This window comes from Kribbella yunnanensis, from assembly GCF_039529655.1.
Classification (GTDB): Bacteria; Actinomycetota; Actinomycetes; order Propionibacteriales; family Kribbellaceae; genus Kribbella; species Kribbella yunnanensis.
Genome location: NZ_BAAANF010000029.1, coordinates 60,899 through 77,166, shown reverse-complemented (window position 1 = coordinate 77,166; position 16,268 = coordinate 60,899). Strand labels below are relative to the sequence as shown.

General features: G+C 67.4%; 6 protein-coding genes and 1 pseudogene. 4 read left to right on the top strand and 3 right to left on the bottom strand.

Going from position 1 to position 16,268, the window contains the following annotated elements; translation table 11 throughout:
* Nucleotides 1-37: 37 nt before the first annotated feature.
* On the top strand, nucleotides 38-2,176 hold the full coding sequence (locus tag ABD231_RS39340; protein WP_344164595.1) for a hypothetical protein: 2,139 nt from the start codon (nucleotides 38-40) through the stop codon (nucleotides 2,174-2,176).
* A 588-nt stretch (nucleotides 2,177-2,764) separates the two neighbouring features.
* On the opposite strand, the pseudogene ABD231_RS39335 reads toward ABD231_RS39340, so the two are convergent.
* Both ABD231_RS39335 and ABD231_RS39330 read right to left on the bottom strand, forming a co-directional pair.
* Nucleotides 2,765-3,112, bottom strand: a pseudogene (locus ABD231_RS39335) (homocysteine S-methyltransferase family protein); the annotation flags it as partial.
* Between the two features lie 77 nt (nucleotides 3,113-3,189).
* Nucleotides 3,190-3,894, bottom strand: coding sequence for an NUDIX hydrolase (locus ABD231_RS39330; RefSeq protein ID WP_344164592.1), 705 nt, complete (start codon nucleotides 3,892-3,894; stop codon nucleotides 3,190-3,192).
* A gap of 59 nt (nucleotides 3,895-3,953) precedes the next feature.
* Here ABD231_RS39330 and nadA point away from each other — a divergent pair, with 59 nt between their 5' ends.
* Nucleotides 3,954-4,937, top strand: a complete 984-nt coding sequence (gene nadA, locus ABD231_RS39325) for a quinolinate synthase NadA (protein WP_344164644.1) — start codon at nucleotides 3,954-3,956, stop codon at nucleotides 4,935-4,937.
* Nucleotides 4,938-4,975: 38 nt separating this feature from the next.
* Nucleotides 4,976-5,836 carry a carboxylating nicotinate-nucleotide diphosphorylase gene (nadC, locus tag ABD231_RS39320; RefSeq protein WP_344164589.1) on the top strand — a complete coding sequence of 287 codons (861 nt, stop codon included), beginning with the start codon at nucleotides 4,976-4,978 and terminating at the stop codon, nucleotides 5,834-5,836.
* Here nadC and ABD231_RS39315 read toward each other — a convergent pair.
* The gene (locus ABD231_RS39315) at nucleotides 5,823-9,803 is read right to left on the bottom strand and encodes an RICIN domain-containing protein (RefSeq protein WP_344164586.1); all 3,981 of its coding nucleotides are present in this window, start codon (nucleotides 9,801-9,803) and stop codon (nucleotides 5,823-5,825) included. The two genes, nadC and ABD231_RS39315, sit on opposite strands and share 14 nt — an antisense overlap.
* 206 nt (nucleotides 9,804-10,009) lie before the next feature.
* Between ABD231_RS39315 and ABD231_RS39310 the strand changes: the two genes are divergently transcribed.
* Nucleotides 10,010-16,246 (top strand): RHS repeat-associated core domain-containing protein, encoded by a 6,237-nt coding sequence (locus ABD231_RS39310; protein ID WP_344164583.1) that lies wholly within the window; start codon nucleotides 10,010-10,012, stop codon nucleotides 16,244-16,246.
* Nucleotides 16,247-16,268 lie beyond the last annotated feature (22 nt).

Here is a 16,268-nt window from a genome sequence, read left to right as displayed (position 1 = left end):
CGACCGCCAGGGCGCCGGATTCGAGGAGGATCACACCATGAGACGCCTGATCGGGGGCTCGGTCGTGCTCGCCACGCTCTTGCTCCCCGCAGCCCCGGCGGTCGCGGCCGGGAGCGGCGACATCACGCTCGACATCCTGGCGAACCGGAACGTCACCCTGACCGGTGACGCGGTGGTGAACGTGCCCGAGGGAACCACGACGTACGACGGGGTGATCCGCGGCGAAGGAAAGCTGCGGATCGCCGGCAACGGCACCTTGATCCTCACCAAGGACAGCGACTTCTCGTTGCCCAGGGCAAGGCAACGGCAAGCGGTCCGGATCCTCGGCGGCAACCATCCGTACGTCGTGGTCACGCGCCCCGATCCGCCGGCGATCGTCGTCGACAAGGGCGCGACTCTGCAGTACGGCAACGGCGGCGGCACCGGACTGATCGGCAGATTCCCGTACGGCACGCCCGGCTACCAGCTCAACCAGGACAACATCGAGGTGAACGGCACCCTGCGGTTGTCGCTCACCCGGTCCTTCAACCTCGGCACGATCAGCGGCTCCGGGCTGATCAGCCAGCCACGATTCCTCTGGGGCACCCTTGATCTGGCGGGCACCAATCCGTTCTCGGGCGTGATCGACAACGGGACCCAGGCGGCCGCCGGCAAACCGGAGACCACGGTCGCGCTGCCGAACGCCCGGGCCATCCTCAACCAAGGCACCTGGACCGTCGACACCCCGCTGAACCAGACCGTGACCATCCGGCAGAACTTCTACCAGCGCGAGTACGGCAGCGATATCAACGTCCAGTCCCGCCCCGGCAGCAAAGTGATCCTGACCGGTCAGTACAGCTACTCGGACCGGGGCGGCAGCACCAACCCGTCGCTGAGCGACCCGGCGATCAACTGGCGGAAGATCCCGCACGACCTGAACAAACGCGGCACCAACATCAAGGGCGCCAACGTCCAATGGGGCGACGGCAGCACGCACAAGATCTTCATGCCCGGCACCGCGGACACGGTCTACATCAACCTGCTGGCCGCGCGGTCCCGCTCCAAACTCACCTTCGCGTACAACGGCCCGGTCACGCTCGGCGCCCCGATCGGCGGCGGGGTGTTTCACGACACCCTGAAGTCGCCGGGCGCCGGCGACATCGTGATCAAGTCGGTCCGTGGCAACGACGTGACGTTCGCCGCCGACCAGTACTACGACGGCTCGACGACGATCGAGAAGGGTGCGACTCTTCGCCTCGGAAGTGGACGGCCCGGAGGTGACGGCAGCCTGTTGACGAAGGCCGCGTCGTACCGGATCGTCAACCAGGGCTCGCTGGTCGTTCGCAACGCCGGCAAGGCGATCACGCTGTCGAAGATCAGCGGCACCGGTTCACTGACCCAGGCCGGCGCGGCGACGACTCGCCTGGCCGGGGCGCTGACCTACACCGGCAGCACCACGATCTCGCGCGGGGTCCTGGCGCTCACCGGCGGCAGCCTGACGTCCAGCAGCGCCGTGACGCTCACCAAGTCCGGCGCCAAGCTGGATCTGACCAAGGCGGGCAACCAGACACTCCGCAACCTCAGCCAGGCCACCGGCACCACAGTCCAGTACGGCGATCGTGCCACGCTCACCTTGAGCCGTCGGTCCAAGCTCTCCGGCACGTTCCTGGGCGGCCGGCTCGTCAACGTCGGCACCGCCGGCGGGACGTTCGCCGTCAAAGGCGACTTCGCGCAGACTCCCGACGGCCGGCTGTCCGCCCGAGCGGACGGTGCGCCGGTCCGCGTGTTCGGCAGGGTATCGCTGGCCGGAAAGCTCGACCTCACTCCACCGGCGCACCTCACCAAGGAGACCCTGCTGATCGCCAACGACGGCGCCGACCCGATCGCCGGCGCGTTCACCGACCTCCCCGAAGGCGCCCGGGTCGCGGCGTACCAGATCACCTACCAGGGCGGCGACGGCAACGATGTCACGCTGAAACCCGTCAAGGCGAACGCAACCCTCGACCAGCCCACCGCCCACAACACGCCCCCGGCAACCACGACGGCGGCCGACGGCTCCTCCCTCCGCCTCCCGGCCGCAGCCCTCGCGCTCCTCGCGTTCATCATGATCATCGTCCGCCTCCGACGCCGCACCTCTCGAGGACAATCCGGCCACCGCCCCAGACCGAGCTTGTGGAGTAGCCATGGACCCCGATGACTCCAAGTCCCCTCTCTTGCATCGGCGGTCATTGCTGGCCGCATGCACCGCGTTGCCGGTGCTGGCGGTCACGGCACCTCCGGCGGCAGCGCTTGGGCTCCACGGCGACGGCGGTCTCGACCTGGGTGACCACCGCGAACCGCACGCTCGCCGCGGACCCGACCATCACCATGGCGAACGGCTCCTTCGACACCCAGTTGCCGCCGTACAGCATCAAACCCTTCATCACTGGTTGACGGCTCCCTGGATCGACAGCCAGCTGAAACTGAGGAAGCTCTGCAACTGACGGGCCAAGAGGGGGCCGAGCTCGCCCCAGCCCCGCCCCCTCCGGCCCCGTGCGGGGATCCCCACCCGCCGCTTGCCGCAGCCGCCCCCGACTGCCGCAAGCGCATGGTCACGCTAGCAACACGAAGCGTTGCGTTGGCGGGTTCGTTAGATGACTCACAACGGCGCGCTCGACACGCCTGATCCGGCTTGCGCGACGCCTCATCCGATGCAACCGGAGAACTGCTTCAGCTTTCACATTCCTGTATACACGTCGATTCCGGCGACGAAGGTTGCCACTGGCAAAGATCGCGCGCTGGTCGCTCAGAGGCCCCAGAGGGCGGTTACGTGTCTGGCGTCGGTGCCGCAGCAGCCTCCGATGATGGACAGGTTGGGCAGCATCGGCTTCAGTTGGTCGTGGGTCGTGGTGAGTAGCCGGAGGTCGCCCTCGTCGAGTTGGGTGGCCTCGTCGAGTTCCGCATGGCTCTTGGTGGAGGCATTGCACCGGAGGCCGGCAATGCGGTTGCGCCACGGGCCTTCCTCGGCGAGGGCATGCGACACGTGGACTGGATGGGCGCAGTTGACCAGGAAGTAGTCCGGGCCGCCTTCCTCGTCCACAGTGGTGACCGCTGTCTTCAGCGAGTCACCGGACGGCAATCGTCCGTCGGTCTCTACGGTGAAGGTCGGTCTCCAACAGGCCGTCGGTGACCACCGGCCGGCCGGGCAGCTGTGCGCTCATGGCTTCCCCATCATCGTGGCGGCCGGAGGACCGCGAACGGGTCTGTGACGGTGAGTTCGCGGGTCACGAACTTGTAGACGGTGGCCGGGCGTCCGCCGGACTGGCCGGAGCTGGCTCGCCGATCGGTCGGGTCGATCACGTGCCGGCGGGTCAGGACGCGGGTGAGATTGGTGGCGCCGAGCTGGTAGCCCAGGGCCGCACCGAAGAGATCCCGCAGCTCCGCGATGGTGAACTCGAGCGGAGCCAGCGCGAACCCGATGTTCGTGTACGAGAGCTTCGCGCGCAGCCGCCCGGTCGCAGCGTCGATGAAGTGGTGATGGTCGAACGCGGTCCGCGGCAGTTCGTCGACCGGATGCCAGGCCGTGTCGGACGGAAGGTCCGGCTCGACGTCGGACGGAACCAGGCCGAGATAGCCCGTGGCCAGGACCCGGGCCCGAGGATCGCGGTCGACGCGACTGTGGGTGGCCAGCTGCTCCAGATGCGCGACGTCGCGGACATCGACCTTCGCGGCGAGGTGCCCGGTGATGGCCTCCCGGAACCTCTCGGTGGACTCGACGCCGCCGCCGGGAAGGGCCCATCGGTCCCGATGCGGACTCCGGGCGCGCTTCCACAGCAGGACGCACAGCCTGCCGTCGCGGACGGAGAGGACCACCGCGAGCACTTCGTGGGGGTAACTGGGGAAGTTAACCCGATCACCTTCCTTGGTTCCCGGCACGTCGACGATGGTACCGTGCACCTAGTTATCGTCTCAGAGGCGAAAACCTTTCAAAGGATATCGACGTGACTATTGCCGAGACCCGAGCGACCCACTGGCAGGACGAGGTACGCCGCCTCGCCCGCGAGCGAGACGCGGTGATCCTCGCCCACAACTACCAGGAGCCGGCGATCCAGGATGTCGCCGACCACGTCGGCGACTCGCTCGCACTGTCCCGGATCGCGGCCGGGACCGACGCCGGCACGATCGTCTTCTGCGGCGTGCACTTCATGGCCGAGACCGCCAAGCTGCTCAGCCCAGACAAGACCGTGCTGATCCCCACCGCCCAGGCAGGCTGTTCGCTGGCGGACACCATCGACGCGGATCAGTTGCGTGCCTGGAAGGCCCAGCACCCGGGGGCCGCGGTCGTTGCCTACGTCAACACCAGTGCGGCGGTGAAGGCGGAGGCCGACGTCTGCTGCACATCGTCCAACGCCGTGGAGGTCGTCAACTCGATCCCCCGCGATCAGCCGGTGCTTTTCCTGCCCGACCAGTTCCTCGGGGAGCACGTCCGGCGGCAGACGGGTCGGGACAACATCGAGGTGTGGATGGGTGAGTGCCATGTGCACGCCGGTATCAGCCCGGTCGATCTGCGCGCCCAGGTCGCGGCCAATCCCACGGCCGAGGTTCTCGTGCACCCCGAATGCGGCTGCGCGTCGTCGACGATCTGGCTGGCCGGGCGGGGTGACCTGCCGGCCGAGCGGACCCACATCCTCTCCACGGCCGGGATGCTGGAGAGCGCCCGCGGTATGAAGGCCGAGACCGCCCTCGTCGCCACGGAGATCGGCATGCTGCACCAGTTGCGCAAGGTGAATCAGCACACGACGTTCGTCCCGGTGAACCCGAAGGCGTCGTGCCGGTTCATGAAGATGATCACCCCGGAACTGCTGGTCCGATGCCTGCGCGAGGGCCGCGACGAGATCCAGCTGCCGAGCGAGATCACCGAGCGGGCCAGGCGTTCGGTCCAGCGGATGGTTGCTATCGGCAAGGCTCCGACGGCCTGATGACCCCCAGGCCCACCACCGACGAAGGGATGCTCCTCATGCAACCAGCGACAGCAACGATTCTGACCGCGGTCCGGGCCGCACTCGCCGAGGATCACGCGGCGGACGACGTGACCACGCGGTGGAGCGTCCCGGCGGCGCTGCACGTCGAGGCGACGATGATCGCCAAACAGCCGGGACGCGTCTGCGGGCTGTCCGTCGTACAGAGTGTGTACGACGAGATCGACCCCACCGTCGTTGTCCGGCCGGCCGTTGCCGACGGCGACGCAGTCGTTCCCGGACAGCCACTGGCGTCGATCAGTGGCCCGGCACGCTCGATCATCACCGGCGAGCGGGTCGCGCTGAACTTCGCCCAGCGGATGTCGGGTGTCGCCACCCTCACGTCGGCCTTCGTGGCCGCGATCGGCGGGCACGACGTGCGGCTCCTCGACACCCGGAAGACCGCACCCGGCCTCCGGGCGCTGGACAAGTACGCCGTGACCTGCGGCGGCGGGACCAACCACCGACTCGACCTCGCCACCATGGTTCTCCTCAAGGAGAACCATCTCGCCGCGGCCGGCGGAGTCCGGTCGGCCGTGCGCCGAGTCCGCGATGGCATGGCCAGGGAGGGCCAGGAGCTGGCCATCGAGGTCGAGGTCACCACCCTGGCCGAAGCCCGCGATGCGCTCGACTGCCAGGTCGAGTGGATCCTGCTGGACAACATGCCCACCGAGGACGTCGCCCTGACTGTGAAGGAGCGCGACGCATCAGGGTCCACCTGCCGACTCGAAGCCTCCGGCACCATCACCCTGAACACGATCGCCGACATCGCCGCCACCGGCGTCGACGCACTCTCGGTCGGCGCCCTCACCCACTCCCCCACCGCACTCGACATCAGCCTGCTGCTCAGGTCTTGGTGAGTTGCCAGCGTTGGCAGGGGCCGTTCCAGTAGTGCCAGACGATGACTCGATCGGTGGTGGCGCGGACGCATTCGGGGACGTCCATCATGTGTCCCGTGTCGGCCTGCTGGAGGGTGTAACTGCCATCTGCGGCCGGTTCTATCCGCCAGCGTTGGCAGTCGGCGGCGTCGATGTCGAAGGGAACGAGTTTGCCGCCGGCGAGCCGGGAGCAGCCTTCGACCTGGACGGCCTTGTTCGTGGACGGGTCGATGATCTGGTAGACGTCGTCACCGAGCGGCTTGAGCTGCCAGCGCTGACAGGGGCTGCCCGGCACCCAGACCCACATCCGGATGCCCTTCGCCGGGTCACAGTCGGCGATGTCGAGCACGTAGTCCATCGACGGCGAGTCGATCGTGCGCATCGTCCGGATCTTGTACCGGCCGTCCAGTTGAGGAGCGTTCAGTGCTGCCCGGAGTACCCACTGCTGTTCGGCTCCGGTGGCGCAGGGACGCTGGATAAGCTTGGCTCCGTTGGCGGTGCCCGCGGCCGCGATCGCCGCACACTTGCCGCTGTGCCCGAAGCGTAGCCGGAAGACGGCGTCGTAGCTGCTGCCCTCGACATAGTCGAGCAGGACCTGCTGATTGCCGGTGCCGACACACTTCCACTGAACGATGGGGGTGTCGTCGGCTGTGCTCTGGTTTCCCACGTCGAGACAGCGCGGCTTCACGTCGATCGCGGCTCCGTTCACGTGCGCGGGCTGTACCTCGTACTGCTCGGTGCCGGCCACCGGAACGATCCGGAAGCGCTGGTACAGCTTGTTCGTGCAGTCACCCTGCTGGAGCGGCGCGGGATCGGTCTGGCTTCCGCCGGCCACCTCCATACATTTGGCGCTGTGCCGGGCGACCAGCTCGTAGGTCCGGGCTTCCAGGTCGAATCGCGGACCTGTGCTGGCCCCAACGTTGTTCTCCTTCCAGCTGGGGACCGGCGCGCTGAACGCCGTACCGGTCGAGCGCAGCTGGAAGACCTCACGTCCGCCACCGGTGAGTGAGGTGATCAGCGCGGCGTCTTCCTTGCCGTCCTTGTCGTAGTCCCCGACCTTGAGCAGCGTCGTGACCGGGTCCCAGCCGGTCCCGGTCCACCAGTCCTGCAACTGGAAGGCAGAACCGGTCGAGCGGAACACCCGCAAGGCGGTGCCGGCGCCGTTGTCGTAGATCGACACCACGTCATCTTTGCCGTCGGCATCGATATCCCCGACCACCGGATGACCCTTGTCGAAGCAGTAGTCGCCGTCGTAGCCCGTTGTCGCCGCGGCGAACCCGGTTCGGGTCGATCGGTAGGTCTCGATGACGGTCCGGCAGGTGGCGGTCTTCTTCAGTACGACGAGGTCGTCGGCCTTGTCCGCGTCGATATCGGCCACGACGAGGTCGCTCAGCGCCCAGTCCCCCGAGCCGGCGGCAGTCTGCAACCACTGTGCCGGTGCGCCGAGATTGCTCCCGGGGAACACGAGCACCCGCCAGTTCTGATTGCCCGTGTTCAGCTGGACGACGATGTCGGAGATCTCGTCGCCGTCGACGTCGCCGGCGACCACCCGGGCAGACACGATCGTCCAGCCGGCGGTCTCACTCGTCCAGATCGGCGTCGACGGTGCGTCGTACCGGTCACCGTCGGACCGCAGCAGGTACAGCCCGACCCGGCGACCCGGCTCATCGCGGAAGAACGCCAGGTCCGCCCGGCCGTCGTTGGTGAAGTCGCCTTGAACAGGCCTGGTGCGCGACAGCGCGAACCCGCCGCTGTTCTCACTATCCCAGGCCATCGTGCCGGTCGTGAAGGTGCCGCCGCGGCTGGTCAGGTTCCAGACGCCGGTCCGTCCGGAGCCGTGGTCGAGGACCAGATTGACGTCGGCGGTGCCGTCGCCGTTGACATCGCCGCGGACCTTGAAGGTGTTGGGGTTCGACTGAGCCAGTAGCAGCCACGGCTGGGTCGGCACGCTCCGATTGCCGGCCCGGTCGACCGCACTGACCCAGAGTCGGCGCGTGCCCGACGGAACCGTGACAGGCAAGCTGGCCGTTCCGTCCGGACGGGCCTTGATCCGCAACGTCATCTTCTCGCGGGTGAAGCCGTACGCGAACTCGGCCACATCCGTGTCGCCGGCCGCCGCGGTGAGCTGGATGATGCCGACCTCACGAGCAGGCCGGCCAGGAGCGCCGTTGGGAAAGTCCGTCGACGAGATGGCCGGTGTCGACGGCGGCCGCGCATCGATCCGGAAGTAGCACGGTGCGCTGGCGGTTCCGTACTCGAGGTTGTCGTTCGGCACCTTGTCGTCGCTGCGAGCGGTGAAGTAGTAGGTGCCCCCGTCGACCAGCTCGCCGGCCGGCACGGCCGACCAGCTGAAGGCGGCACCGTTACCGGTCAACGGTGAGTCCTGGAGGTACTCCGAGCCGCCGTCGGAGGCGCGGAAGATCTCCAGCCGGTTCGTCAGGTTGTCGCCGTCCGGGTCGCTCGCGACCGCCGAGAACTGCGGGCTGACCGTGTTGATCACCGCCGGGGCGACGGCCGTGCCGCACGGCTTCGGCGAAGTGAAGTTCACCCGGATCGGAACCCGAGGTGCGTTGTTGTATGTGACCACGATGGCCGCCGTGCCCCCGAAGAACTTCTTCCACTGCATCGGGTCCGTCTCGTTCGGCGCCTTCAGGCCCAAGGTGATGGTCTGCTCACCACGGTCGGCGATCTCCTGAACGACGTTGTGCAGGTCGGTCGACAGGAACCCCATCGCGAGGTCCGGTTCATGTCCTGTCCAGGCGCTCCCCGAGGCCACCGCCAGCTTCTTCAGCCAGTGATTGCTGGTGTTCCTCCAGGTGACCGCCTCCGCGCGACTGATCGGAAGCGTCTGCCAGAGCTCGACGGGAGTATCCGTACCGCTCGGGCTGTGGTCCAGCGTGATGCTGAACTTCGCGTCGATCACCCGCGCGCCGGCGATCCCCGCCGTACTCAGCTGGAACAGCGAGCGGTAGGTGTCGGTGTCGGCGCCGTAGGCTTCGCCGACCTTGGCGCCTTCGGCCCGGTCGAAGTTCCAGTACGACTGATCGAGATGGTCCTCGTCGACGTGCGTCCACATGTCGCCGACGAAGCCGGCCCACGACGGATCGATGGACAGCGGGAACTTCGTGTCCGCGCCGGTCAGCAACCGCTGATCCGGGACCACCGTCAGCACTCCGGAGCCGAGCTCGACCGGCAGCCGCGCGTGCCGCCTGGTGGTCTCGGCACCCGCCTCCCACATCGTCGCCTGACCGGAAGCGAAGACCACCCGGCCTTTGCCGTCGGTGGCGACGGTGGTGCCGTCGGGCTTGGTGGACACCGTCAGCCCGTCACCCTGCACGGGGAATCGCAGCTTCCGCAGGGCGGGGTTGAGGGCGGCGGTCCGGTTCTTGACCACCAGAACCTGGGCGAACCCGGCGGGCTCGGACCGCAACTGCAGGTCGACGCCGGGAAAGACGTCCTGGTACGTCGCCGTGTCGCCGTGCAGGACCGGTTTCGGCAGCGGGGCGGGCCAGCTCATCCGCAACCGGGCCCCGTTCTTGCCGATCGAGACCAGGCCCGAGCCAGGGCCACCGCCCGACAGGACCAAACCGGTCCCCGCCGCGGCCGGACGGACCGAACCGCCGGCGCCGAAGCGAAGGGTGTGATCGACCGGGGTCCAGCCCTTCGCGGTGCGGACCCGGACCGGGCGTGCATTCTCGATCAGCGTGTGATTTCCGTCGGGATTGACGAAGACCCGCCGGGTCTCGGTCGTGGACCCGGTCAATTCGACGCTTTTTCCGGTGCGTTTCGCCTCGGCCGCCGGCCCGTCGGCTGGATCAGCCCGGACGATCGCTGCCGGTCCGGCGTGATCCGTGGTGGTAGTCGGCGTGCGCGCCGCGGCCAGGCTCGGTGGCAGCAGGGCAAGGATGGCGGAGATCGCCAGCAGGTGGGCAGTTCTTGCCTGTCGCATAGCAGTCTCCGTCACCGCCGGGTGGATGGGATCGCAGACATGCTGGCAGTTCCGCGGCGGACCGAGAAGCATTTTGGTCTGCGCTAAATTTCTCGCGAAATACTCGCGATCGACGAGTTACTCGTTTCGACGTCGGCTAAAAGTATTGCGGAAATGACCGTTGAACCGATTCAGTGGAGACCATTTCCGTCCCAGGAGGTCTTTCCATGCCCCAACGTCGACGACATCTGCCCAGAGCCACGCTGGCGTGCGTCGTGGTGATCAGCCTGCTCGTGAGTACGCCGGGCATGTCCGCCGCGGTCGACCGGCCCACCAAGCAGGATCCGAAGGCAGGCTGGCAGGCCCGTAAGGACCGGCCGCTGCCCGTCCAGGGAGTCGCGGCCAAACGGGGAACGGCGGATCGCGACGCGGAGAGAACGGTGACCAGCATCCCGGCGCCGGTCTGGCCGAAGGCCGGCACGGCCGAGGTGAGCATGCCGCCGGCTCAGCCTGCGAGCGAGCAGAACACCTGGAGCGCCGTACTCAGCGGACGAGCTCAGCAGGCCGATCCCGGCCCGGCCGCCCGGGCCGGCGTGCTGCCGGTCCGGATCGGCCGGCCGGGGTCGAAAGGCGGCCTCAGGAACCCGGCTATGACCGCACCCGGCGCCGTACCGGCGAAGGTAGCGGTCGAGTTGACCGGCCGAGTGGGCGACGAGGTGCGGTTGAGATTGCGGCGCACCGATGGCGTCCGAACGGCCGGCGTTGTTTCCTTGCGGCTGGACTACAGCAGCTTCAAGCAGGCTTTCGGTGGGGATTGGAGTACTCGTCTGCGGTTGGCGTCGGTGCCTGCCTGTACGGCGACGACGCCGGGCAAGCCCAGTTGCGCGGCAGTCCCGCTGCCGACTCGGAACGACGGCTCCGGCGAGGTGTCGGCCGACGTTCCGGTGGGTGCGGAGTTCACCACGTTCGCCTTGCAGGCCGCGCCGTCCGGTCCGTCCGGCGACAGCACCACCACCTCGCTGAGCCCGACGGCGACCTGGCAGGTCGGCGGGTCATCCGGTGACTTCTCCTGGGCGTATCCGATGCAGGTTCCGCCGAGTCTCGTCGGCCCGAAGGCGGAGGTCTCGCTGGCGTACTCCTCAGGCAGTGTCGACGGCCGCACGACCGCGGGCAACAGTCAGTCGTCCTGGGCCGGCGCGGGCTTCGACCTCGCACCCGGTGGTTCGATCGAGCGCCGGTACGCCTCCTGCGGGGTGAAGTCGGAACAGACCGGCAACAACGGCACCACCGCGGTCGGCGACTACTGCTGGGCAACCGACAACGCGACCTTCAGCCTGAACGGCGCCGGCGGCGAACTGGTCCTTGACGACCAGACCGGTGTGTGGAAGTCGCGGTCCGACGACGGCGTCACCGTGGAACGGCTCACCGGCGCCGACAACGGCGACCTCGGCCCGGACAGCGGTGCGGGCGCGAAGGGAGAGTACTGGGTGCTGACGGACAAAGCCGGCACCAAGTTCTACTTCGGTAAGAACAAGTTGCCTGGCGCAACCACTGCCGCACAGGACACGAACTCGGTCTGGACCCTGCCCGTCTTCGGCAACCACGCGAGCGAGCCGTGTCACCAGACGGCCTTTGCCGCCTCGCACTGCCAGCAGGCGTATCGGTGGAACCTCGACTACGTGGTCGATGCGTTCGGCAACACCATGAGCCTGTTCTACGACGTCGAGAAGAACAACTACGCCCGTGCCGGTACGGCGACCTCGGTCAGCCAGTACACGCGGGCCGGGAACATCCGGCGGATCGAGTACGGTCAGCGCGACGGCCAGGTCTTCGACAACGCCGCCAAGGTGGCGGCTGTCGAGTTCACCACCGCCGAGCGCTGCCTGAAGCCGTCGGGCTGTATCGCCTCGGACTACCCCGACACCCCGCTCGATCTCGAGTGCACCAGCACCACGAACTGCGACAACAAGTTCTATCCGTCGTTCTGGACCAAGAAGCGGCTGGCCAAGGTGACCACGCAGGTCTGGCGCGGCACCGCCTTCGCGCCGGTCAGCTCCTGGTCGTTCCGGCACGTCTACCTGGACCCTCAGGACGAAGGCCGATCGCCGATGCTCTGGCTGGACGGCGTCACCAACGTCGGTCTGGTGGCCGGACAGACCACCTTGCCCGAGACGACCTTCAGCGCGGTGATGATGCCGAACCGGTTGCTGGATTCCGGCTCTGCCGGGCAACCGAAGCTGAACTGGCCCCGCATGCAGACCATCACCTACGGCACCGGTGGGCAGATCGCGGTCGGCTACCTGCCGCCCGACTGCAGTCTGCCGGGCAACGTCCCGGCGCCGGACCAGAACAACAAGCGCTGCCAGCCGATCAAGTGGACGCCGCAGAACCAGGCGGAGCGTGAGGACTGGTTCCACAAGTACGTGGTGAACCAGGTGACCGAGAGCGATCTGGTCGGCGGTACGACCGGAACGGTCACGACACTGGAATACCTGACCCCACCGGCCTGGCGCTACGACGACGAGGACGGCCTGGTCGAGATCGGCAAGAAGACCTGGTCGCAGTGGCGCGGGTACGAGAAGGTCAAGGTCATCACCGGCGACGGCGTCGACGGTCCGCAGCAGGTGAAGGTCAACACCTACTACCGCGGCATGGACGGCGACAAGCTGCAAGCCGGCGGAACGAAGGACGTCCAGGTCACCGACTCCACCGGCGTGAAAACCGATGACGTCAACGCCCTGTCCGGCAAGTTGCGGGAGCAGGCGACGTACGAAGGCACCACCCTGGTGGAGCGATCGATCACCGCCCACTGGGTGTCGCCCGCCCGCGCGACGCGGGTGAAACCGTGGGGAACGACCACGGCCAACCAGGTCGACGAGCAGGCCGTCGCTCAGGACGAAGCGGTCGGCACCGGCTGGCGCAAGAGCGCCTCCGCCAACACCTTCGATCCGGTCAGTGGCCGGTTGGTGGCCAAGACCGATCGCCGGGACCTGGCGACCCCGAACGACGACGTCTGCGTCCGGTACGAGTGGTTCAGCAACCCGGCCCGAGGGATCAAGGAACTGCCGGCCCGCGAGCAGACGGTGAACGTGAGCTGTGACAAGCCGTGGACGAAGGACAACGTCCTCGCCGACGAGAAGACCGGCTACGACGCGAACACCGGGGCGAAGGTCGCGACGCAGCGGCTCGCCGGCTTCGACACCGCCGGCAAGGAGATCTACCAGACGACCAGCACGTCGACGTACGACGTCTTCGGCCGGGTCAGGTCCAGCACCGATGCCAAGAGCAACCTGACGAATGTCGAGTACACCCCGACGGCCGGCGGGCCACTGACCAAGACGAAGACCACGCAGCCGAACGGGCAGACCTCGACCACCGAGCTGGAACCGGCGTGGGGTGAAGAGACCGTCGTGATCGACCCGGCCGGTCGCCGGTCGGCCACCAAACGGGACGCGCTCGGGCGGGTCACCGAGACCTGGCTGGCCGGGAACACCACCAGCGTGCCGAACCAGAAGAACGAGTACCACGACGGCCAGGGCAAGGCCGGGATGGTGACCAGCACCTCGCTGCGCTCGGACGGCAGGGTCGAGGTCAAGCGTGAGTTCAGCGACGGCCTGATGCGTCGCCGGCAGACCCAGGAGGAATCCGCCGACGGGTTCGGCCGAGTGGTCACGGACTACATCTACGACTCGCAGGGCCGGGAGGTGAAGCAGAACGGCCCGTACTACAACGACGCCCCGCTCGGCCTGGAGATCGTCAAGCCGGTGGACGAGAAATCGCTGCCGGCCCAGAAGCTGACGACGTACGACGCCCTCGGCCGCGCGAAGACCGAGTCGTTCCAGTCGGTCGGGCAGCAGCTGTGGAATCGCAAGCACGACAACGCGACCGGGGTCGAGACGATCGAGCCACCGGCCGGTGAGCAGGCGACCACCCGGGTCACCGATATCCAGGGCCGTCTCATCGAGCTGCGCAGCTATCACGGCAGCACGGCGACCGGCGTCCCCGACAAGACGTCGTACACCTATCACCCGGCGGGTCAGCTGGCCTCGGTGACGGACCCGGCCGGCAACATCTGGAGATATACGTACGACGTCCGCGGCCGCAAGGTCAGCGACCAGACACCCGACCAGGGCGTCACCACTTACACCTACAACGAGCTCGACCAGCTCGAGACGTCGAAGGACGCCCGCGGTGTGACGCAGACGTACACCTACGACGCGGTGGGACGACCCAAGACCACCACTGTCGACGGCACGCTACTGAACGAATGGACGTACGACACGATCAAGGCGGGCTCGCTGACCAGCGCGACCCGCTACGTGAACGGGCAGCCCTACCGGCTGCAGTACACCGGGTACGACGAGGCAGGGCGGCCCACCGGCCAGCAGATCGTCCTTCCGGCGACCGAAGGCAACCTCGCCGGGACCTACAGCACGAGCAGGACCTACACCGAGGACGGTCAGCCCAAGACCTTCACCGTGCCGGCTGTCGGCGGTCTGCCGGCCGAGACGCTCACCTACGAGTACGACAAGCGCAGTAGGCCGATCACGTTGACCGGCGCGGACCGCTACGTGACGGAGACCGACTACACGCCGTACGGCGAGACCAGCCGGATCAAGATGGAGCGCGGCGCCAACTGGGCCGAGCAGCTGTTCGACTTCGAGGAGGGAACGCACCAGCTGAAGGGTGCGGGCATGGTCACCCCGAACGGGCTCGAGTCGAATGTGCAGTACTCCTACGACGCCGCCGGCAACATCACCGAGATGACCGACACCCCGACCACCCAGGCGGTAGCGGACAGGCAGTGCTTCGACTACGACTACTACCGGCGGCTGACGCAGGCCTGGACCCCGGCCGGTGGCAACTGCGACGCAGCACCCAGCCAGACCACACTGGGTGGTCCGGCGCCGTACTGGCACAGCTGGACCTTCGACGTGACCGGCAACCGGAAGACCGAGAAGCGGACGACACCCACGGGCGAAACCGTCAGCACCTACGAATACCCGGCGGCCGGCCAGGCGCGGCCCCATGCCGTTCAGAAGGTGACCACTACTGGCCCCGGCGTGAACAAGATCGACCAGTACACCTACGACACGGCCGGCAACCTGAAGACCCGGACCCAGGACGGCACGGCCGACAGCCTGACCTGGACCGGAGACGGCAAGCTGGACACCGTCGCCGGAACGGGCAGGACAACCAAGAACATCTACGACGCCAACGGCACCCAACTGCTCCGCAAGGACGCCAATGGCACGACCCTGTCGCTCGGTGACACGGAGCTTCTCCTGAAGCCCGACGGATCGCTGGTGGGAACCCGGTACTACTCCTTGGGCGGCCAGAAGGTGGCGATCCGCACCGGCGCGACCAAGCTCACCTGGGTCAGCAGCGACCACCACGGGACGATGAACGTCTCGGTCGACGCGGACAGTCTGGCGGTCCAGCGACGCCGGATGACGCCGTACGGCGAACTCCGCGGGGCGACGCCTACCTGGCCGGGCCAGCGTGGCTTCGTCGGTGGTCTGCAGGACGTGTCGACCGGATTGGTCCAGCTGGGCGCTCGCGCCTACGACCCGAAGCTCGGCAGATTCATCTCGGTGGATCCGGTCACCGATGTCGAGGATCCGCAGCAGCTGAACGCCTATGCCTACGGCAACAACAGCCCGGTGAGCTTCAGCGACCCGGATGGCCGGCGGTATGTGACCGAGACGGTGACGATGATGCGCACCGTGATCAAGACGGTCTACAAGCGCATCGTCGAGCAGAAGCAGATCCTCGAACGCAAACGGGTGTTCGTCCGGGTGCTCTCGGCCGCCCAAAGCGTCCTGAAAGCGGTCGGTCTGCACGCGCTGGCGCAGATCCTGGGGTACTGGATCACGGTCGAGATCAAGCGGATGATCAAGATCCACCGAACCATCAAGGAACTGGTCAAGGTCCAGGAACGGGTGACCAGGAAGCTCAAACGCTGGGTCGGTGACGCCGAGTCGAAACAGCTCGACGCGCTCCTGAAGAAGTCGACCGACATCCTGGCCGACGCGGCCCGGCAAGTGGCCCAGACCGTCGCACGCTGGTACGCGAGCCAGCGCGGAGTCAACAACCAAGGAAAGAACGGCAGCGACGTCCTCGCGCTCGGCGGCGGCAAACTGCTGAGCATGGGAGGCCCGGACGGCGACGAGGAACTGAGCGACGAGGACCCGGAGCAGCCGGGCTGGTTCGAATGGCTGAAGACCTTCGGTACGGCCGGTGGAGCCGCAGGTGGCGCGGCCCTCTGTGCTCCAGCGGCGCCGGTCACCGGCGGGGCCGCACCATGGGTGTGTGGAGCAGCCGGTGGCAAGGGCGCCAGCGACCTCTTCGACTGGATCTGGGACATGTCCACGACAACTCCGGCGGAGGCGAAGCGCGCGAAGGACTTCAGCGAGAAGACGCAGCAGCAAAACGAATGGTGCCACACCTACAACGGCTGCTGACACCAGCATGATCCAGACGGGT

Coding starts and splice junctions, on each gene's coding strand:
- nadC (WP_344164589.1), top strand. CDS start 4,976: ATGCAACCAGCGACAGCAACGATTCTGACCGCGGTCCGGGCCGCACTC.
- ABD231_RS39315 (WP_344164586.1), bottom strand. CDS start 9,803: ATGCGACAGGCAAGAACTGCCCACCTGCTGGCGATCTCCGCCATCCTT.
- ABD231_RS39340 (WP_344164595.1), top strand. CDS start 38: ATGAGACGCCTGATCGGGGGCTCGGTCGTGCTCGCCACGCTCTTGCTC.
- ABD231_RS39310 (WP_344164583.1), top strand. CDS start 10,010: ATGCCCCAACGTCGACGACATCTGCCCAGAGCCACGCTGGCGTGCGTC.